This is a genomic window from Kineococcus radiotolerans SRS30216 = ATCC BAA-149 (assembly GCF_000017305.1).
GTDB lineage: Bacteria > Actinomycetota > Actinomycetes > Actinomycetales > Kineococcaceae > Kineococcus > Kineococcus radiotolerans.
Genome location: NC_009664.2, coordinates 2,175,312 through 2,192,208, shown reverse-complemented (window position 1 = coordinate 2,192,208; position 16,897 = coordinate 2,175,312). Strand labels below are relative to the sequence as shown.

General features: G+C 75.5%; 20 protein-coding genes. 10 read left to right on the top strand and 10 right to left on the bottom strand.

The window, feature by feature from the left end; genetic code table 11:
* Window positions 1-15: 15 nt before the first annotated feature.
* Complete coding sequence (locus KRAD_RS10565) at window positions 16-753, bottom strand: endonuclease/exonuclease/phosphatase family protein (RefSeq protein ID WP_012085564.1); 738 nt, start codon at window positions 751-753, stop codon at window positions 16-18.
* A 247-nt stretch (window positions 754-1,000) separates the two neighbouring features.
* On the opposite strand from KRAD_RS10565, the gene KRAD_RS10560 reads away from it, so the two are divergent.
* Both KRAD_RS10560 and ribD read left to right on the top strand, forming a co-directional pair.
* On the top strand, window positions 1,001-1,621 hold the full coding sequence (locus KRAD_RS10560; protein WP_012085563.1) for a GTP cyclohydrolase II: 621 nt from the start codon (window positions 1,001-1,003) through the stop codon (window positions 1,619-1,621).
* Window positions 1,621-2,637: a bifunctional diaminohydroxyphosphoribosylaminopyrimidine deaminase/5-amino-6-(5-phosphoribosylamino)uracil reductase RibD gene (gene ribD, locus KRAD_RS10555; RefSeq protein ID WP_012085562.1), complete on the top strand. Its 1,017-nt coding sequence runs from the start codon at window positions 1,621-1,623 to the stop codon at window positions 2,635-2,637. Before KRAD_RS10560 ends, ribD begins: the two co-directional genes overlap by 1 nt.
* Here the strand turns inward: ribD and KRAD_RS10550 are convergent.
* Window positions 2,603-3,178 carry a TetR/AcrR family transcriptional regulator gene (locus tag KRAD_RS10550; protein ID WP_012085561.1) on the bottom strand — a complete coding sequence of 192 codons (576 nt, stop codon included), beginning with the start codon at window positions 3,176-3,178 and terminating at the stop codon, window positions 2,603-2,605. The genes ribD and KRAD_RS10550 overlap by 35 nt on opposite strands.
* A 100-nt stretch (window positions 3,179-3,278) precedes the next feature.
* Between KRAD_RS10550 and KRAD_RS10545 the strand changes: the two genes are divergently transcribed.
* A complete protein-coding gene (locus KRAD_RS10545; RefSeq protein ID WP_012085560.1) occupies window positions 3,279-4,106 on the top strand; it encodes an alpha/beta fold hydrolase in 828 nt (275 codons plus the stop codon).
* Here KRAD_RS10545 and KRAD_RS10540 read toward each other — a convergent pair.
* Complete coding sequence (locus KRAD_RS10540; RefSeq protein WP_049821463.1) at window positions 4,072-5,013, bottom strand: LysR family transcriptional regulator; 942 nt, start codon at window positions 5,011-5,013, stop codon at window positions 4,072-4,074. The two genes, KRAD_RS10545 and KRAD_RS10540, sit on opposite strands and share 35 nt — an antisense overlap.
* Window positions 5,014-5,100: 87 nt before the next feature.
* Between KRAD_RS10540 and KRAD_RS10535 the strand changes: the two genes are divergently transcribed.
* The 3 genes from KRAD_RS10535 (at window position 5,101) to KRAD_RS10525 (ending at window position 7,223) form a co-directional block, all read left to right on the top strand.
* Window positions 5,101-6,078, top strand: a complete 978-nt coding sequence (locus KRAD_RS10535; protein ID WP_012085558.1) for an EamA family transporter — start codon at window positions 5,101-5,103, stop codon at window positions 6,076-6,078.
* A gap of 140 nt (window positions 6,079-6,218) precedes the next feature.
* Window positions 6,219-6,839 (top strand): CAP domain-containing protein, encoded by a 621-nt coding sequence (locus KRAD_RS24260; protein ID WP_012085557.1) that lies wholly within the window; start codon window positions 6,219-6,221, stop codon window positions 6,837-6,839.
* 135 nt (window positions 6,840-6,974) lie between these two features.
* Window positions 6,975-7,223 carry a PspC domain-containing protein gene (locus tag KRAD_RS10525; RefSeq protein ID WP_012085556.1) on the top strand — a complete coding sequence of 83 codons (249 nt, stop codon included), beginning with the start codon at window positions 6,975-6,977 and terminating at the stop codon, window positions 7,221-7,223.
* Between the two features lie 112 nt (window positions 7,224-7,335).
* On the opposite strand, the gene KRAD_RS10520 is transcribed toward KRAD_RS10525, so the two are convergent.
* Window positions 7,336-8,760: a glucose-6-phosphate dehydrogenase gene (locus KRAD_RS10520; RefSeq protein WP_012085555.1), complete on the bottom strand. Its 1,425-nt coding sequence runs from the start codon at window positions 8,758-8,760 to the stop codon at window positions 7,336-7,338.
* Between the two features lie 54 nt (window positions 8,761-8,814).
* On the opposite strand from KRAD_RS10520, the gene KRAD_RS10515 reads away from it, so the two are divergent.
* On the top strand, window positions 8,815-9,747 hold the full coding sequence (locus tag KRAD_RS10515) for an aldo/keto reductase (RefSeq protein ID WP_041292025.1): 933 nt from the start codon (window positions 8,815-8,817) through the stop codon (window positions 9,745-9,747).
* Between the two features lie 57 nt (window positions 9,748-9,804).
* Here the strand turns inward: KRAD_RS10515 and KRAD_RS10510 are convergent, their stop codons facing one another.
* Entirely contained in the window at window positions 9,805-10,020 is a 216-nt protein-coding gene (locus KRAD_RS10510) for a hypothetical protein (RefSeq protein ID WP_012085553.1), read from the bottom strand.
* Between the two features lie 139 nt (window positions 10,021-10,159).
* Window positions 10,160-10,873 (bottom strand): TetR/AcrR family transcriptional regulator, encoded by a 714-nt coding sequence (locus KRAD_RS10505; protein ID WP_041292024.1) that lies wholly within the window; start codon window positions 10,871-10,873, stop codon window positions 10,160-10,162.
* A gap of 89 nt (window positions 10,874-10,962) precedes the next feature.
* Between KRAD_RS10505 and KRAD_RS10500 the strand changes: the two genes are divergently transcribed.
* Entirely contained in the window at window positions 10,963-11,820 is an 858-nt protein-coding gene (locus KRAD_RS10500) for an NmrA family NAD(P)-binding protein (RefSeq protein WP_012085551.1), read from the top strand.
* On the opposite strand, the gene KRAD_RS10495 is transcribed toward KRAD_RS10500, so the two are convergent.
* Both KRAD_RS10495 and KRAD_RS10490 read right to left on the bottom strand, forming a co-directional pair.
* Complete coding sequence (locus KRAD_RS10495; RefSeq protein WP_012085550.1) at window positions 11,817-13,388, bottom strand: alkaline phosphatase D family protein; 1,572 nt, start codon at window positions 13,386-13,388, stop codon at window positions 11,817-11,819. The genes KRAD_RS10500 and KRAD_RS10495 overlap by 4 nt on opposite strands.
* 63 nt (window positions 13,389-13,451) lie before the next feature.
* A complete protein-coding gene (locus tag KRAD_RS10490; RefSeq protein WP_012085549.1) occupies window positions 13,452-14,153 on the bottom strand; it encodes an SDR family oxidoreductase in 702 nt (233 codons plus the stop codon).
* 73 nt (window positions 14,154-14,226) lie between these two features.
* Between KRAD_RS10490 and KRAD_RS10485 the strand changes: the two genes are divergently transcribed.
* Window positions 14,227-14,607 (top strand): MerR family transcriptional regulator, encoded by a 381-nt coding sequence (locus KRAD_RS10485; RefSeq protein WP_012085548.1) that lies wholly within the window; start codon window positions 14,227-14,229, stop codon window positions 14,605-14,607.
* Complete coding sequence (locus KRAD_RS10480; protein WP_012085547.1) at window positions 14,607-14,831, top strand: hypothetical protein; 225 nt, start codon at window positions 14,607-14,609, stop codon at window positions 14,829-14,831. The genes KRAD_RS10485 and KRAD_RS10480 overlap by 1 nt, the downstream gene beginning before the upstream one ends.
* Window positions 14,832-14,852: 21 nt before the next feature.
* Here KRAD_RS10480 and KRAD_RS10475 read toward each other — a convergent pair whose 3' ends face one another.
* Entirely contained in the window at window positions 14,853-15,227 is a 375-nt protein-coding gene (locus KRAD_RS10475; protein ID WP_012085546.1) for an RNA-binding S4 domain-containing protein, read from the bottom strand.
* A 10-nt stretch (window positions 15,228-15,237) separates the two neighbouring features.
* Window positions 15,238-16,893: a phosphoglucomutase (alpha-D-glucose-1,6-bisphosphate-dependent) gene (gene pgm / locus KRAD_RS10470; RefSeq protein WP_012085545.1), complete on the bottom strand. Its 1,656-nt coding sequence runs from the start codon at window positions 16,891-16,893 to the stop codon at window positions 15,238-15,240.
* Window positions 16,894-16,897 lie beyond the last annotated feature (4 nt).

Genomic DNA, 16,897 nt, shown 5'->3' with positions numbered 1-16,897 from the left:
ACACCTCGGGCCGGTTCAGCCGCCGGCGCAGCCGCGGTCCATGAGGCGCGCGGGCACGAACGCCCGCACCCGCGACTGCACCAGGACCGGCAGGTGGTCGGAGCCGGCCTGCTCCAGGGTCCGCACGCTCTCGATGTCCATGCCCTCGGAGATCGCGAAGTCGAAGTGCCCCCGGAAGCGCTTGCGCACGTAGGTGGGCAGGTCGCTGTGGGAGACCTGGAACCCCTGGTCGCTCAGCCGCCGGGTCAGCGAGCTCGCGAACCAGGGGTAGTTGAAGTCCCCGACGACGAGGGCGGAGCTGCCGTGGGCGGCGGCGCGGATGGCCCCCAGCGCCTCGGTGATCTGGTGCCGGCGCATCGCGTTGGTGGCCGACAGCGGGGCGGTGTGGATGGAGGCCAGGGTCAGCAGGGCGCCGTCGTCGTGCAGGTCCTCGAAGCGCACGGCGAGCAGCCGCTCGTGGGCGGGGGACAGGAAGCGGTCGTGCATGGAGCGGCGCAGCGGGCGCAGCTCGTGGCCGTGGGCGTGCAGCCGCTCGGGCCGGTAGTACAGCGCCAGGCCGAGGCGGTTGCGCTGGGTGGCCCCGGCCAGGACGAGCGGGCCGACGGTCTCGGGCAGCCTGCGGGTGTCGCACTCCTGCAGGCACAGCGCGTCCACCTCGTGCGCGGAGGCCAGCGCGGCCAGCTCGACCGTCGCCCGACCCTCGTGGAGGTTGTAGCTGATCGTCCGCAGCGCGCGGCCCTTGTCGAGTCCCACCCCCCGAACCTACTCCGGGGCCCGCGGCGGCGCTCGGTCTCCGCGGCCCGCGGGACCCGCTCGCCGACCGAGTCGTTGACGGCTCAAGTTCACGGGTCTACTGTCGATCGGAGCAGCGGGTCCCCGCCGCGGGGACCCGGGGGGCCGCCCCCGGGCCGCGGGTCGTGAGACCGTCCTCCCGAGGACCTCCCCGACCGGCGGCGCGGTCCCCGCGAGCGCGCCGCCCGACACGAGACGAGGAAACCCCGTGACCGACACCCCCCTCGCGACCGTGCGCACCGCCGTGGACGTCCCGCTGCGCTTCGCCGACGGCTACGGGACGACCGCCCGCGTGCACACCTTCACCGGTCTGGTCGACGGCAAGGAGCACCTCGCCCTGGGCCTGGGGGACTGGCGGCAGCAGAGCACCCCGCTGGTGCGTCCCCACAGCGAGTGCCTCACCGGGGACGTCTTCGGCTCCGAGCGCTGCGACTGCGGCCCCCAGCTGCGCGAGGCCGTGGAGCGGATCGCCACCACCGGCGGGTTCCTGCTGTACCTGCGCCAGGAGGGCCGCGGCATCGGCCTGTACGCCAAGCTCGATGCCTACGCCCTGCAGGACAGCGGGCTGGACACCTACGAGGCGAACCTCGCGCTCGGGCGCGGGGAGGACGAGCGCGACTACGCCGTGGCCGCGCAGATGCTCGACGCCCTCGGGGTGGAGCGCATCGCCCTGCTCAGCAACAACCCCGACAAGGCCGAGCAGCTCGTCCGGCACGGCATCGCCGTGGAGCGCCGCGTCCCCACCGGGGTCCACCTCTCGGCGTCCAACGCCCGCTACCTGCGGGCCAAGCGCGACCACACCTCGCACACCCTCGACCTGGCCGGCTGATGCCCGACCGCGAGGTCATGGCGCGGGCGGTCGCGCTGGCCGCCCGCGGTCTGGGGACCACCAGCCCGAACCCCGTGGTCGGCTGCGTCGTCCTCGACGCCGCCGGCGAGGTCGCCGGGGAGGGCTGGCACGAGCGGGCCGGCGGCCCGCACGCGGAGGTGAACGCCCTCGCCGCCGCGGGGGACCGGGCCCGCGGCGGGACGGCGTACGTGACGCTGGAACCCTGCAACCACACCGGGCGCACCGGGCCGTGCGTGCAGGCGCTGCTGCGCGCGGGGATCGCCCGGGTCGTGTTCGCCGTCGCCGACCCCGGCGCCCTCGCCGGCGGGGGCGCGCGGGAGCTGCGCGCGGCCGGGGTCGAGGTCGTCGCCGGGGTCCTGGCCGAGGAGGCCGAACGGGTGAACGAGGCGTGGCTGACCTCCGCGCGCCGGCACCGGCCGCACGTGCTGTGGAAGTTCGCGGCCACCCTCGACGGCCGCTCCGCCGCCGCCGACGGCACCAGCCGGTGGATCTCCTCGGCGGCCTCGCGCGGGCAGGTCCACGACCTGCGCCGCCGCGTCGACGCCGTCGTCGCCGGGTCGGGGACGGTCCTCGCCGACGACCCCCGCCTGACCGCCCGCGAACCGGACGGGACGCTCTCCGCGCGCCAGCCGCTGCGGGTCGTGGTGGACCGCCGCGGCCGGGTGCCGGCGACGGCCGCGGTGCTCGACGGGTCCGCCCCGACGCTGGTGTCCACCGCCGCGACCCCCGCGGACCTGCTGGCGGAGCTGCACGAGCGGGGCGTGGTCTCGGTGCTGCTGGAGGGCGGGCCCACCCTCGCCGGCGCGTTCCTCGCCGCCGGGCTGGTGGACCGCGTCACCGCCTACGTCGCGCCGACGCTGCTGGGCGCGGGCCCGGCCGCGCTCGCGGGCACCGGGATCACGACGATCGCCGACGCCGTCGGGCTCGACGTGGACGACGTGTCGGTGGTGGGCGGCGACGTCAGGCTGTCGGGGCGGCCAGCACCGCGTCGATGAGCGTCCCGGCCGCGGCGCGGGCGTGCTCGGCGACCTCGGGGGCGTCCCCGATCGCGGCGGTCGTCTGGGCCCCCTCGGCCAGCAGGGCGAGCTGGGTGGCCAGCGCCGGCGGTGCGCCCAGCTCCTCGACGAGCCCGGCCACGTAGCGCTGGAAGGACTCCTTCTGCGCGCGCACGGCGTCGGCCACGGCGGGGGAGACCCCGCCGAGCTCGCCGAAGGCGTTGATGAAGGCGCAGCCGCGGAAGTCGTCGCTGCGGAACCACTCGCCCAGGAAGTCGTAGACGGCGAGCAGGCGCTCGCGCGGCGAGGCCGCGGTGGCGCTCGCCGCGGCGATGCCCGCGTCCCAGGTGCCGCTGCGCCGCTGCAGCACGGCCACCACGAGGGCGTCCTTGGACGGGAACGCCGCGTAGAGGCGCTTGAGCGGGACCCCGGCCGCCGCCCGCACGGCGTCCATGCCGACGGCCTGGACCCCCCGGGCGTTGAAGAGCCGGTCGGCCGCCTCCAGGACGCGCGTCCGGTCCGCCGCCACGTCGGTCACCATCGTTCCCCTCCCGGGGGTTGCATCGAGAACCAGCGTTCTCTACTGTAGGGCCATCGCCAGAGAACGACCGTTCTCAGGTCCGGTCCAGGAGGAGACGACCATGGGCACCATCACCGTCGGCCAGGAGAACTCGACCCCGGTCGAGCTGTACTACGAGGACCACGGGACCGGCCAGGCCGTCGTCCTCATCCACGGCTACCCCCTCGACGGGTCCTCCTGGGAGCGCCAGGCCCGCGAGCTGCGCGCCGCCGGGTACCGGGTCGTCACCTACGACCGCCGCGGGTTCGGCCGCTCCTCCAAGGTCGAGACCGGCTACGACTACGACACCTTCGCCGCCGACCTGAACGCCGTCCTCACCACCCTGGACCTCACCGACGTCGTCCTCGTCGGGTTCTCCATGGGCACCGGCGAGCTCGCCCGCTACGCCAAGCTCTTCGGCACCGAGCGCATCGCGAAGTTCGCCTTCCTCGCCTCCCTGGAACCCGGGATGCTCGGGCAGGGCGTGCCGCAGTCGCTGTTCGACGGCATCGAGGCGCAGGCCAAGGCCGACCGCTTCGCCTGGTTCACGGCCTTCTACCAGGACTTCTACAACCTCGACGAGAACCTCGGCACGCGCATCTCCCAGCAGGCCGTGGACGCGAGCTGGAACACCGCCACCGCCAGCGCCCCGGTCGCCGCCCACGCCGTCGTCCCCACCTGGGTCGAGGACTTCACCGCCGACGTCGCCGCCGTGCGCGCCAGCGGCAAGCCCACCCTCATCGTCCACGGCACCGCGGACCGCACCCTGCCCATCGACGCCACCGGGCGCCCCTTCCACGCCGCCTTCCCCGAGGCGCACTACCAGGAGATCGAGGGCGCCCCGCACGGGATGCTCTGGACCCACGCCGACGAGGTCAACGCGGTCCTGCTGCCCTTCGTCCAGGCGTAACCGCCACCCCGGCGCCCACCTCGGCCGCCGCCTCCCGCAGCGCCCGCCGGAACGCCTGCACCGCGGGCCGGCCCGCCGCCCCCCGCCGGACCCGGGTGAACAGGCGGCGGGCCGGGTGGCCGGGCAGGTCGACCAGCCGCAGCGCGGGCCGGCGCCCGGCCCAGGCCAGGTCGGGCAGCAGCGCCACGACGTGCCCGGTCTCGACGAGGCGGACGTGCAGCAGCACGTCCGGGCTGCTGATCCGGGCGTCGGGCTCGAACCCCGCCCGGCGGCACTCCGCCACGCCCCACGCCCCCGGTTCGGTGCCGCGCGGCTCCACGACCCACGGGGCGCCGGCCACGTCGGCCAGCGACCGCACCCCCGACCACGGGCCCTCGCGCGGGACGGCGAGCCGCAGCTCGTCGAGCACCAGGTCCTCGTCGTCGGCGTCGGCCGCCCGCGGCTGCGGGTACCCCGGGTACTCCTCGCCCAGGACCAGGTCGACGTCGTGCGCGGCCAGCAGCGAGAACGCCGGGCCGGGCTCGTGCTGGCCGATCTCCACCCGCAGCGCCGGGTGCGAGCGCGCCAGCCGCGTGAGCGCGGCGGGCACCAGCACGAAGAGCACCGACTGGAAGCTGGCCACCCGCAGGGTGCCGGTCACGTCGTCGTGCAGGGCGGCGAGGTCGGCCTCGGCGCGCTCGAGCTGGGCCAGCACGGCGTCCGCGTGCCCCACCAGGACCCGCGCCGCGGCGGTCAGCGCGACCCCGCGCCCCACCTTCTCCAGCAGGGGCACCCCGGCCTCGGCCTCCAGCTGCGACAGCTGCTGGGAGACGGCCGAGGGGCTGTAGCCCAGGGCCGCGGCGACCGCGGCCAGCGTTCCCCGCCGGTGCAGCTCGCGCAGCAGCCGGAGGCGGTGGACGTCCAGCACGGGCACCCCGATCGTTCAGCAGAGCTGAACGGTACCGCCCGGAGACATTCGCTGGACAGGCCGTTCGCCGCCCGTGAGAGTAGCCGGGTGGGTCCCGTCCTCCTCGTCCTCGGCTCCTGCACGTCGCTGCAGATCGGCGCCGCGCTCGCCGTGCACCTCTTCGCCCTCGGCGGCAGCACCGGCACGACGTTCCTGCGGCTGGGGCTGGCGGCCCTCGTCCTGCTGCTCGTCGTCCGCCCGCGCGTGCGCGGCTGGACCCGCGGGCAGTGGCGGGCCGCGGCGGCACTGGGGCTGGCGCTGGCCGGGATGAACCTGTCGTTCTACACCGCGCTCTCGCGCATCGACCTCGGCACGGCCGTCACCATCGAGTTCCTGGGGCCGCTGGCCCTGGCCGCGGCGACCTCCCGGCGCGCGCGCGACCTCCTCTGGGTGGGGCTCGCCCTGGCCGGCGTCGGGGTGCTCGGGGTGGCGGGGGAGACGCACGGCGACGGCCTGGACCCCGTCGGGGCGGGGTTCGCGCTGCTCGCGGGGGCGTTCTGGGCCGGCTACATCCGGGCCGGGGCACGACTGGGGCGGGAGGTCCCCGGCCACGGCGGGCTCGCGGTCGCGACCGCCGTGGCGACCCTGGTCCTGGCCCCCGTCGGGGTCCCCGGCGCCCTGCGGGCCCTGCAGGCCCCCGACGGGCTGCTGCTCGCCCTCGGCACGGCCGTGCTGGCCTCCGTGGTGCCGTACTCCCTGGAGCTGGCCGCCCTGCGGCGCCTGCCGCAGCGGACCTTCGGGGTCCTGCTCAGCCTCGAACCCGTCGTGGCGTCCCTGGCCGGCTGGGCGCTGCTGGGGCAGGCCCTGACCCTCCTCGCGGCGCTGGGCATCGTGCTCGTCGTCGTCGCCAGCGCGGGGGCCACCTGGAGCGCGGGCTCCGCGGCCCGGGAGCGCGCGCGCACGCCCCGCCCGCGCCGCGACCCGCGGGACGGACCGGAGGACGGGCCGGGGACGACGGGCCCCGGTCCCGGGACGGGTGCTGACGCACCGTGCCCGACGGGGCAGCCCGCACCCCCGGGAGGGTGAGCGCGGCCGCGGACCTCCGCGGGGCCGGCGACGCGGTGTGAGCACGAGCACCCCGTCCGGGCTACAGGTCCGCGGGTGCGGGGCCGAGGGATGGGGGGAGTCACCCCCCTCGACGCCCCCTCACCGTCCGGAGGTCCCCCGTGGACACCACCGCCCGCTCGCCCCGCGCCACCCGCCGTCCGACCCGCCGCGCCCGCGTCCTGGGCGTGGTCGCCCTGCTGGCCTCCGCCGCCGGTGCCGTCGCGGGAGCCGGTGCGGCGCAGGCGGCCGCGCCCCTCACCGGGGACGGCGGCGCGGCGTGGCGCTCCTACGAGCTCGTCAACTCCGCCCGGGCCCAGGCCGGTCTGCCCGCCCTCGGCCTCACCGAGGAGGCGAACCGGGTCGCGACCGACTGGGCCTTCCGGATGGCCGGCGAGGCGAACCTCCACCACAACCCCGACCTGTCGGTGCAGATGCGCGGCTGGTCCCTCGTCGCGGAGAACGTCGGGGTCGGCGCGGACAGCGACCAGCTCCAGGGCGCCTTCATGGCCTCCCCGGGCCACCGCGCGAACATCCTCCGCCCCGAGGTCAGCGTCGTCGGCCTCGGCGCGGTCCGCTCCGGCGACGGGCGCCTGTGGGTCGTGCAGGTCTTCGAGCAGCCCGCCGGCCCGGTCCCCTTCCTCCAGGTCCAGACCCACCAGGCCCCGGCCCCCCAGCCCCTGCCCGCTCCCGCCGCCGCCCCGGCTCCCCAGGTCGACCGCGACACCCGCGACGCGCGCTGACCCTCAGCGGGTCGCGCACCGGGGTCGGGTCAGGGACCGCTCAGGGTCCGTCCCCGATGCCCCCGCACCCCCGCCCGGGCCACCGTGGTCACGTCGGACCCGCTCCCCGCGGGTCCCGGACCCGAGGAGCCCACCGTGAACGCCGTCCACGCCACCTTCGCCCGCCAGGGACTCGTCCGCCCCCGCGAGGGGCGCCTCGTCGGCGGTGTCTGCGCCGGCCTGGCCCGGCGCTTCGGGCTCGACCCCTGGGCCGTGCGCGCCCTCTTCGTCGCCACCCTCGTCCTGGTCCCCGGCAGCCAGCTGCTGGTCTACCCGCTGCTGTGGGTGCTCGTGCCCGGCGACGACGCGCCGGTCGTCCCCCCCGTCCAGCGGCCCACGGCCTGACGCCGCGGCGCCCGGGTGCGCCCGCGCGGCGCCGGGGAGGACCGGGGGTCGTCCCGCCGGGGCGGGGGGCCGGTCGGCCGTCCCCGGCCCCGTCACCCGCCCCGGCGGGTCCTCAGCGGTGCTGCTCGGTCAGCCAGCCGTAGGGGGCGGCGATCTCCTCGGCCGCGTCCGGGCCCCACGTGCCGGGCTCGTAGGGCAGCAGCTCGGGACGGTGGGCCAGCAGCGGGCAGGCCACCCGCCACGCGTCGCGCAGCCCGTCGGAGGTGGTGAACAGCGCGCGGTCGCCGATGAGGACGTCGCGCAGCAGCGCGGCGTAGGGCGGCAGCGGCTCGGCGTTGGGCAGTTCCGCCAGGTCCAGGTACAGCTTGCCCGGAACCAGGTCGTCGGAGACCCCGGGACGGCGCGCGGTGACCCCGGCGAAGACGGAACCGTTGCCGCTCAACGTGAACGTGAGCGTCTCGGGGGCGGCGTCGGCGTCCTTCTGCGGGCTGTTGGAGGGCCGCTTGAAGACCAGCGTCACGTGCTGGTGGCTCTCGGCCAGCTTCTTCCCGGTGCGCAGGACGAACGGGACGCCCCGCCAGCGCTCGGTGTCGACCCAGACCTTGGCCGCGACGAAGGTGTCGGTGGTCGACCCCTCGCGGACGTCCTCGATCTCCTGGTACCCGCTGCCCTGGCCGAGGACGACCTCGGCGGGGTCCAGCGGGCGGAACTTCGCCAGGACGTCCTCGCGGGCCTGGGCCAGCGCGTCGGAGGTCCAGTCCGCGGGCGGGTCGAGGGCGACCTCGGCCGCCACCTGCAGGAGGTGGGTGACGAGCATGTCCAGCGTCGCGCCGGTCTCGTCGTAGAACGTGGCGCGGTCGTCGACGCCGAGGACCTCGGGGACGTCGATCTGCACCTGCGCGACGTGCTCGTTGCTCCACAGCTGCTCGATCATGCGGTTGGCGAAGCGCAGCACGTGCAGCTGCTGGGTCGCCTCCTTGCCGAGGAAGTGGTCGATGCGGAACACCTGCTGCTCGTCGAACACCGACTGCACGAGCTGGTCGAGCTCCTCGAAGGACTCCGGGGAGGTGCCGTAGGGCTTCTCGTAGACGACGCGGGACCCCTCGGCCAGGCCGTGCGCGGCGATGGCCCGGGTGTAGTCCTGGAAGGTCGACGGCGGCAGCGCCAGGTAGTGCACGAGCTGCGCGTCCTCGCCGATCTCCGCGCGGGCGTCGCGGACGGCGTCGAGGAGCTCACCCGGGTCGTCGGCGGTGAAACCGCCACCGGCGAAGCGCAGGCCCGGGAGGATCGAGTCGACGACCTCGTCGCCGACCTTGCCGAACTCCTGCAGACCGGCGCGGACGTGCTCGCGGTAGGCGTCGACGGGCTGGGCGCGACGGCCGCTGCCGATGAGGATCCACTTCTCGGGGAGCAGGTCCGCAGCGGCCAGGGCGGCGAAGCCCGGCATGACGAGACGCTTGGCCAGGTCACCGGTGGCGCCGTACACGACGAAGACGGTGGGGCCGGCGCTCGTGGTGGCGCCCAGGGCGTTGCTCATGTGCGTCTCCAACTCGGTGGGGGGTCAGATCATGCCCGCGCCTACGCTACCGGGGTGACCGGGACGACTCCGTGGGTGCACCGGCTGGGGCTCGGGCTGGCCGCGGTCGGGCGCCCCGCCTACATCACGCTGGGCCGCTCCGAGGACCTCGCCGCGGCGCGCTCCGTCGAGGACCTGGAGGCCAGGTCGCACCGGCTGCTGGACCGGGCCTTCGAGCTGGGCGTCCGCCACGTCGACGCCGCGCGCTCCTACGGCCTCGCCGAGCGGTTCCTCGGCAGCTGGCTCGCCGCGCACCCCGGCCGGCGCGCGCAGCTGACGGTCGGCTCCAAGTGGGGCTACGAGTACGTCGGCGGGTGGAGCCTGGACGCCCCGCTGCACGAGCGCAAGGACCACCGCCCGCAGGTCCTGGACCGGCAGTGGCCGCAGACGCTGGAGGCCCTCGGCGGTCCCCCGGACACCTACCTGGTCCACTCGGTGACCCCGGACAGCCCGGCCCTGGCGGACGCGGTGCTCCTGGACCGGCTGCGCGCCCTGGCCGGTGCGGGCGTGCGGGTCGGGATCTCCACCAGCGGCCCGGCCCAGGGGGACGTCGTCGAGCGCGCCCTCGCCCTGCCCGGCAACCCCTTCAGCGTCGTGCAGTCCACGTGGAACCTGCTGGAGCGCTCGGTGGGCCCGGCGCTGGCGCGCGCCCACGACGCGGGGTGGCTCGTCGTGGTGAAGGAGGGGGTCGCCAACGGCCGCCTCACCGCGCGCGGGGCGCCGGCGGAGGTGGCGCGGCTGGCCGCGCTGGACGGGCAGACCCCCGACGCCTTCGCCCTCGGCGCGGTGCTCGCCCAGCCCTTCGCCGACGTGGTGCTCAGCGGCGCGGTGACGACCGCGCAGCTCGAACAGAACCTCGCGGCCCGGCCCCCGGCGGTGGTGCCCGCCGGGGTCGTGGAGGAACCGGCGGCGTACTGGCGCACGCGCAGCACGCTGCCCTGGGCCTGACCGCCCGCTCACCGGGCGGTCAGGGCCCCCGGTGGGTCGGGGCGGGTCAGGGGCGGGTCAGTCCTTCTCGTAGCCGCGCAGGGCGTTGCCCACGCCGAAGAACGTCGGGGCCCAGTGCCCGACGAAGATGCCCCAGCGGTCGGCGCGGGCCAGGCTGGCGTCCTCCTTCTGGCGCGAGATCGTCCAGGCCAGGAAGGACAGGCCGATGCTGGCGAACCCGGCGGTGTAGGCCCACTCGGACCTGATCCCGGCGTCGTGCAGCGTCTTGATCACAGCGGTCTCCTCGAGGTGGTGCCGGGGCCGGGTCGCGGTCCCCGACGGGTGGTGGCTCCCCGCATCCGACCGCGCCCGCGCCCACCGCGCCACCCGGGACCGGCGCGCCGTCGACCCGGCGCGCCGGCGACCCGGGCCGCTACCCGGCCGCGACCACCCGGTCCAGCCACTCCCCCAGGAGCCGGCGCTCGCCGTCGGTGAGGGCGGGCAGGTCGGGGGCCAGGGCCCGGAACGCGACGGCCGCCGCCGTCGTCCCGTCGCCGGCCGGGCGGGGGGCGTCGACGAGGACCTGCGCGAGCACCGCCTCGAGCATCGCGTCCGCGAGCGCGGGGTCGCGCTCCTGCGGCGGCAGGGAGAGCAGGGTGGTGGTGGTGCCGACGCCGGCGGCCTGGACGAGCTGCACGGCGCGCCGTTCCGCGACCCGCAGGCGGCCGGCGGCGGCGAGGCGGTGGACGCGCGCCTGGAGGACGCGCAGGCCGGCGGCCGCGGCGGGGGAGCTCAGCGCCCGCTCGGGGTCGCTGAGCAGCCGGAACAGGGCCGGGTGGGCGAGACCGAACTCGATCTGGGCGCGCCACCCGGAGCGGAGGTCCTCCAGCGGGTCGACGTCGTCGGCCGCGGCCGCCGCGACGACGACGGCCTTGGCGGCGACGTGGGTGTCCAGGACGTGCTCGGCCACAGCGTCGAGCAGGCCGTCCTTGTCGCCGAAGAGGCGGTAGATGGCGGGGGCCTGGACCCCGGCGGCCTCGGCGACCCCCCGGGTGGTCACCGCCGCCGGTCCGTGCTCGCCCAGCAGGTGGGCCGCAGCCTCGACGATCCGCGAGCGGGTGTCGCCGCGGCGGTCGGTCTCGGTCACGTTCCGACGATAACGCACCCTTGCTACCGCTGGAATTCCATGGTTACCTTCATCGTGTTTCCAATGATAACACCACGGGAGGACCCACGATGATCGTCGTCACCGGAGCGACCGGAGCCCTCAACGGCGCCACCGTCGACCACCTGCTCCAGCGCGTCCCCGCCTCCGAGGTCGTCGTCGTCGCCCGCGACGTCGCCGCGGCGCAGCGCTTCGCCGACCGCGGGATCGAGGTCCGCCACGGCGACTACGCCGACCCGGCCTCGCTGCCCGCCGCGTTCGCCGGGGCCGACCAGCTCCTGCTCGTCTCCTCCAGCGACCCGCGTGCCGACGCGGTCGCCCTGCACCGCCACGCGGTCGACGCGGCGGTGGCGGTGGGCGCCGGGCGCGTCCTCTACACCAGTCACCAGGGGGCGGCGCCGGGCACCCCGTTCGGGCCGGGGCGCGAACACGCCGCCACCGAGGAACTGCTGGCGGCCTCCGGTCTGCCCTGGACCTCGCTGCGCAACGGTTTCTACGCCCACAGCCTCGACCAGCTGGCCGGTCCGTGGCGCGAGACCGGGCGCATCGTCGTCCCCGCCGACGGGCCCGTCTCGTGGACCGCGCGCGAGGACGCCGCGGAGGCCGCGGCGGTGATCCTCACCGCGGCCGTGCCCCACGAGGGCCCGGTGACGCTCACCGCGCACTCCGCCCCGACCTTCGCGCAGGTGGCCGAGACCGCCTCGGAACTCACCGGGCGCACCGTCGAGGTCGAGGTCGTGGACCCGGAGGAGTGGGTCGCGGCCCAGGTCGCGGCCGGACGCCCCGAGTTCGTCGCGCGCTTCGCCCTCGGGATGCACCGGGCCGCCGAGGAGGGGTTCTTCGCCGGCGTGGACCCCCTCCTCGGGAACCTCCTGGGCCGGGAACCGCGGACCGTGCGGGACGTGCTCGCCCGGCCCGCCGCGCACTAGACCTCCTGCGCCCCCGGCACCCCGTCCTCGACGACGAACGTGCGCCACGTCTCCGTCGGGGCGTCGGGGGTGGAGACCGTCGGGGTCATCCGCAGCTCGGTCCGCCACTCCCGCGCGGTGAGGGTGCAGCGGACGTAACCGCGGCGGTCGCCGTCGAAGAACCGGATGTGCGGGTTGTACCCGATCATCGGGCCGTAGTACGGCCCGTACACCTCGCGGTCGCCGTTGGAGGAGATCGACGTCCCCACGAACTCGGTGGCGAAGACGGGGGAGTCGGGGCGGTCGAAGTCGGTGTGGACGTCGTTGACGAACGTCGAGTGCCAGTCGCCGGTGATGAACACCGGGTTGCGCACGCGGGCGTCGAGGATCGAGCGGGTGAGGCGTTCGCGCGCGGCGGGGTAGCCGTCCCACGCGTCGTGCCACACGACGTCGCCGGTGGGGCCGTCGTGGTCGAGGCGGGAGACCATGACGTTGTTGCCCAGGACGTTCCAGCGCGACCGGCTCGTGCGCAGCCGGCGGTCCAGCCAGCGTTCCTGGCGGTGCCCGAGCATCGTGGCGCCCGGGTCGACGACCTCCGGCCCCTCGCCCCAGCTGCCCGCCGGGACGTCGCGGTACTGGCGGCCGTCGAGGACGTTGAACGCGGCGAGGGTCCCGTACTCGAAACCCCGGTGCAGCCGCAGGCCGCCACGGGGGGTGGGGATCGAGCGCCGCCGCAGCGGCTGGTGCTCGTAGTAGGCCTGGTAGGCGGCGGCGCGCAGGTCCGAGAGGTCGGGCTGCCCGGCCGCGGCGGTCCCCGCGTAGTCGTTGACGACCTCGTGGTCGTCCCAGGTGACGACGAACGGGTGCCGGGCGTGCGCGGCCCGCAGCTGCGGGTCGCTCTTGTAGAGGGCGTAGCGGTAGCGCCACTGCTCCAGCGTCCTCGGGGCCGCCCGCGCGGGTTCGGGGACGGGGGCGTCGCGGTACCCGCCGCGGGCGTCGACGTCGCCCTCGTAGACGTAGTCGCCGAGGTGCACGACGAGGTCGAGGTCCTGCGCGGCGATGTCCGCGAACGACGGGTAGTAGCCCGAGGCGTGGTCCTGGCAGGAGACGAACGCGAACGACATCGACGGCGGGCACCGCCACGGCAGCGGCAGGGTGCGGGTGCGCCCGACCGGGGAGGTCCCGCGCTGGTAGCGGAACTGGTAGAAGTACTCGCGGTCGGGCCGCAACCCGTGGACCTCCACGTGGACGGAGTGCGCGAGCTCCGGCGTGGCGAGTTCCCGCCCGCGGGCGACCTCGCGGCGCATCGCCTCGTCCTCGCACACCCGCCACTCCACGCGCACGGCGGCCGAACCCATCCCGCCGTCGGCGCTGAAGGGGTCCGGGGCCAGGCGCGTCCACAGCACGAAACCGTCCGGTGCGGGGTCGCCCGAGGCGATCCCCAGGGTGAACGGGTCGTCCCCGCGGCGCACCGCGCTGGAGGCCGAGGCCGGGCTCACCCCGAGGCTGGTCGCCGCGGCGAGCCCGGCCACGGCGCCGGTGGCCGCGAGGAACCGGCGGCGGTCGGTGGAGGTCGTGGGCGGGGTCACGCCCCGGAGTGTGCTCCGGCCGCGTTCCCCCCGAGTGACCGCCGGCGGAACTCCGGGAGAACGTCAGTTCCCGAGGAACTGCCCGTAGAATTCCCGCGGGTCCTTCGCCAGGCTCGCCTTGATCATGGCGCTCCACTCGTCGGCGACGACCTCGAGGTCCCCGGCGGCCACCCCGTCGAGGGTGCGGCGGGCGACCTCGGCCGGATCGATCTTCGGGCCGTCGTAGTCCTTCATCATGTCGGTGTCGGCCGCGCCGAGGTGGACGGAGGTGACGAGCGTGCCCTGCCCGGCCAGTTCCAGGCGCAGCGCGTTGCTCATGTTCCAGTTCGCCGCCTTGGAGACGGCGTAGGCGCCGGCGCCGGGGAAGGCGAACCAGGACAGGGCCGAGGCGATGTTCACCACGGCGCCCCCGCCGTTCGCGGCGAGGACCGGGGCGAAGGCCCGGACCATCGAGAGGGTCCCCCAGAAGTTGACGTCCAGCTCCGCGCGCACCCCGTCGAGGTCGCCGAGGAGGGTCGCGCCGGTGGTGATCCCGGCGTTGTTGACGAGGAGGTCCACGTCGGCGGCCGCGCGGGCGGCGTCGGCGACGGCGGCGGGGTCGGTGACGTCGAGGGCGAGGACCTCGACCCCGGGCAGGTCGACGGTCTCGGGGCGGCGGGCGGCGGCGTAGACCTTCGCGCCGCGGGCGAGCAGCTCGACGGCGAGGGCGCGGCCGATGCCGCGGTTGGCGCCCGTGACGAGCGCGGTGGCGTGGCTGATGTCCATGACGGCTACGCTAGGACCTCACGTTGACGTCAGGGTCAACTCCGCTCGAGGGTCCGTTCACCCGGGAGGCCCAGTGCGCATCGGAGAGGTCGCCGCGGCGGCGGGCGTCAGCGTCCGCGCGCTGCGCTACTACGAGGAGCAGGGCCTGCTCACCGCCGAGCGCAGCCCCAGCGGGCAGCGGCACTACCCGGAGTCCGCCGTGGACCGGGTGAGGTTCATCCAGCTCCTCTACTCCGCGGGGCTCCCCAGCCGCTCCGTGCTGCGGATCCTGCCCTGCATGGACTCCGGGCGCACCACCCCGGGCATGCGGGCCAAGCTCGCCGAGGAGCGCGACCGGGTCCAGGCCCAGATCGACGAGCTCACCGGGGCCCGCGACCGGCTGAACGAGATCATCCGCATCGCCGAGGAGCACCACGAGGCGAGCCCGCCCGCCGAGTGCTCGTGGGCCTCCTGATGGCCGGGACGACTCCCGCCGACGACGCGCGGTTCGACCGGCTGCGCAAGCTCGCCAAGGCCAAGGGCTGGACCCTGGAGGCCCCCACGAAGCGCCACCCGGGCTACCTGCTGACCAGCGGCAAGCCGGGGGAGAAGGACGCCCGGATCGCCTTCGGCGCCGCGGGTCCCGTCCTCACCCTCGCCGAGGTCGAGAGCTGGCTCCAGGACCTGCCCAGGGCCTGACCCGCCCCGGGCGGGGGCGGGTCAGTCCTGGCCGCGCTCGGGGGCGCGGAGGCGGTCCAGCTCGCGGCGGTCCCGCTTCGTCGGGCGCCCGGCCCCGCGCTCGCGGGTGCCGAACGCGCCGAAGAACTCGTCCCGCGGCGGGGGCGGCGGGGAGTGGTCGACGTAGGCGGCCTGCGCGATGGGGGCGCCCACCCGCTTCTCCAGCAGCTGCACGACCTCGAAGACCTTCTCGTAGCCCTCGGCCCGCACCCGCACCTCGTCGCCGACGTGCACGCTGGTGGAAGGTTTCGCGCGCTCGTCGTTGACCCGCACGTGACCCGCCTTCACCGCAGCGGTCGCGAGCGAGCGGCTCTTGTAGAGCCGCACCGCCCACGTCCACTGGTCGACCCTCGTCATCGTGCGCCCGTCACTTCCCCGAGAGGACCCCGTCGACGAGTTCCTGCGCCTCGTGCTGCACGTGGCGCAGGTGGTCGGCCCCCTTGAAGGACTCCGCGTAGATCTTGTACACGTCCTCGGTGCCCGAGGGCCGGGCCGCGAACCACGCGTTCTCGGTGACGACCTTGAGACCGCCGATGGCCGCGCCGTTGCCGGGGGCCTCGGTGAGCTTCGCGGTGATCGACTCCCCGGCCAGCTCGGTGGCGCCGACCTGGTCGGCCGACAGCTTCGACAGCGTCGCCTTCTGCTCGCGGGTCGCGGCCGCGTCGCTGCGCACGTACTGCGGGCGGCCGAACTTCGCGATCAGGTCGCCGTAGTGCTCGCTCGGGGTCCGGCCCGTCACCGCCGTGATCTCGGAGGCGAGCAGGGCCAGCAGGATGCCGTCCTTGTCGGTGCTCCACACCGACCCGTCCTTGCGCAGGAACGAGGCGCCGGCGCTCTCCTCGCCGCCGAAGCCGACGGAGGCGTCCAGCAGGCCGGGGACGAACCACTTGAACCCGACGGGGACCTCCAGCAGTTCCCGGCCCAGCGACGCCGCGACCCGGTCGATCATCGAGCTGGACACCAGCGTCTTGCCGATGGCCGCGCTCTGCGGCCAGCCCGTGCGGGCGCCGAAGAGGTACTGGATCGCGACGGCGAGGTAGTGGTTGGGGTTCATCAGCCCCGCGTCGGGGGTGACGATGCCGTGCCGGTCGGAGTCGGCGTCGTTGCCGGTGGCGATCTGGAACTCCGAGCGGCGGTCGATGAGGGAGTGCATCGCCGCCGGCGAGGAGCAGTCCATCCGGATCTTGCCGTCCCAGTCCAGCGTCATGAAGCGCCAGGTCGGGTCGACCAGCGGGTTCACCACGGTGAGGTCCAGGCGGTGGCGGTCGGCGATCTCCTGCCAGAACTCCACGCTCGCCCCGCCCAGGGGGTCGGCGCCGATGCGGATGCCGGCGTCGCGGATCGCGTCGATGTCCAGCACGTTCGGCAGGTCGTCGACGTAGGTGCCGAGGAAGTCGTAGCCCTGCGCGGCGGCGCGGGCCTTCGCGAACGGCACCCGGCGCACCCCGTCGAGGCCGGCCTCGAGGTAGGCGTTGGCCTTCCTCGCGATCCAGCCGGTCGCGTCGGTGTCGGCCGGGCCGCCGTTGGGCGGGTTGTACTTGAACCCGCCGTCGCGCGGGGGGTTGTGCGAGGGGGTGACGACGATGCCGTCGGCCAGGCCGGAGCCGGTGGTGCGCACGCCCGAGGGGCCGCGGTTGGCGCGCAGGATCGCGTGCGAGACCGCCGGCGTCGGCGTCCACGAGTCGCGGTCGTCGACGAGGACGGTGACGTCGTTGGCGGCGAGGACCTCCAGCGCCGAGACCCAGGCCGGCTCGGAGAGGGCGTGGGTGTCGCGGCCGATGAACAGCGGGCCGTCGTAGCCCTGCTCGCGGCGGTAGTCCACGATCGCCTGGGTCGTGGCGAGGATGTGGTGCTCGTTGAAGGCGCCGTCGAGGCTGGAGCCGCGGTGCCCGGAGGTGCCGAAGGCGACGCGCTGGCCGACGTCGGAGGGGTCCGGCGTGGTGGCGTAGTAGGCCGTGACGACGTGGGCGACGTCGATGAGGTCCGAGGGTTCGGCGTGCTGTCCTGCGCGCGGGTTCGTCATGGCT

Coding starts and splice junctions, on each gene's coding strand:
- KRAD_RS10480 (WP_012085547.1), top strand. CDS start 14,607: ATGGCCGGGACGACTCCCGCCGACGACGCGCGGTTCGACCGGCTGCGC.
- KRAD_RS10475 (WP_012085546.1), bottom strand. CDS start 15,227: ATGACGAGGGTCGACCAGTGGACGTGGGCGGTGCGGCTCTACAAGAGC.
- KRAD_RS10500 (WP_012085551.1), top strand. CDS start 10,963: ATGATCGTCGTCACCGGAGCGACCGGAGCCCTCAACGGCGCCACCGTC.
- ribD (WP_012085562.1), top strand. CDS start 1,621: ATGCCCGACCGCGAGGTCATGGCGCGGGCGGTCGCGCTGGCCGCCCGC.
- pgm (WP_012085545.1), bottom strand. CDS start 16,893: ATGACGAACCCGCGCGCAGGACAGCACGCCGAACCCTCGGACCTCATC.
- KRAD_RS10545 (WP_012085560.1), top strand. CDS start 3,279: ATGGGCACCATCACCGTCGGCCAGGAGAACTCGACCCCGGTCGAGCTG.
- KRAD_RS10520 (WP_012085555.1), bottom strand. CDS start 8,760: ATGAGCAACGCCCTGGGCGCCACCACGAGCGCCGGCCCCACCGTCTTC.
- KRAD_RS10550 (WP_012085561.1), bottom strand. CDS start 3,178: ATGGTGACCGACGTGGCGGCGGACCGGACGCGCGTCCTGGAGGCGGCC.
- KRAD_RS10490 (WP_012085549.1), bottom strand. CDS start 14,153: ATGGACATCAGCCACGCCACCGCGCTCGTCACGGGCGCCAACCGCGGC.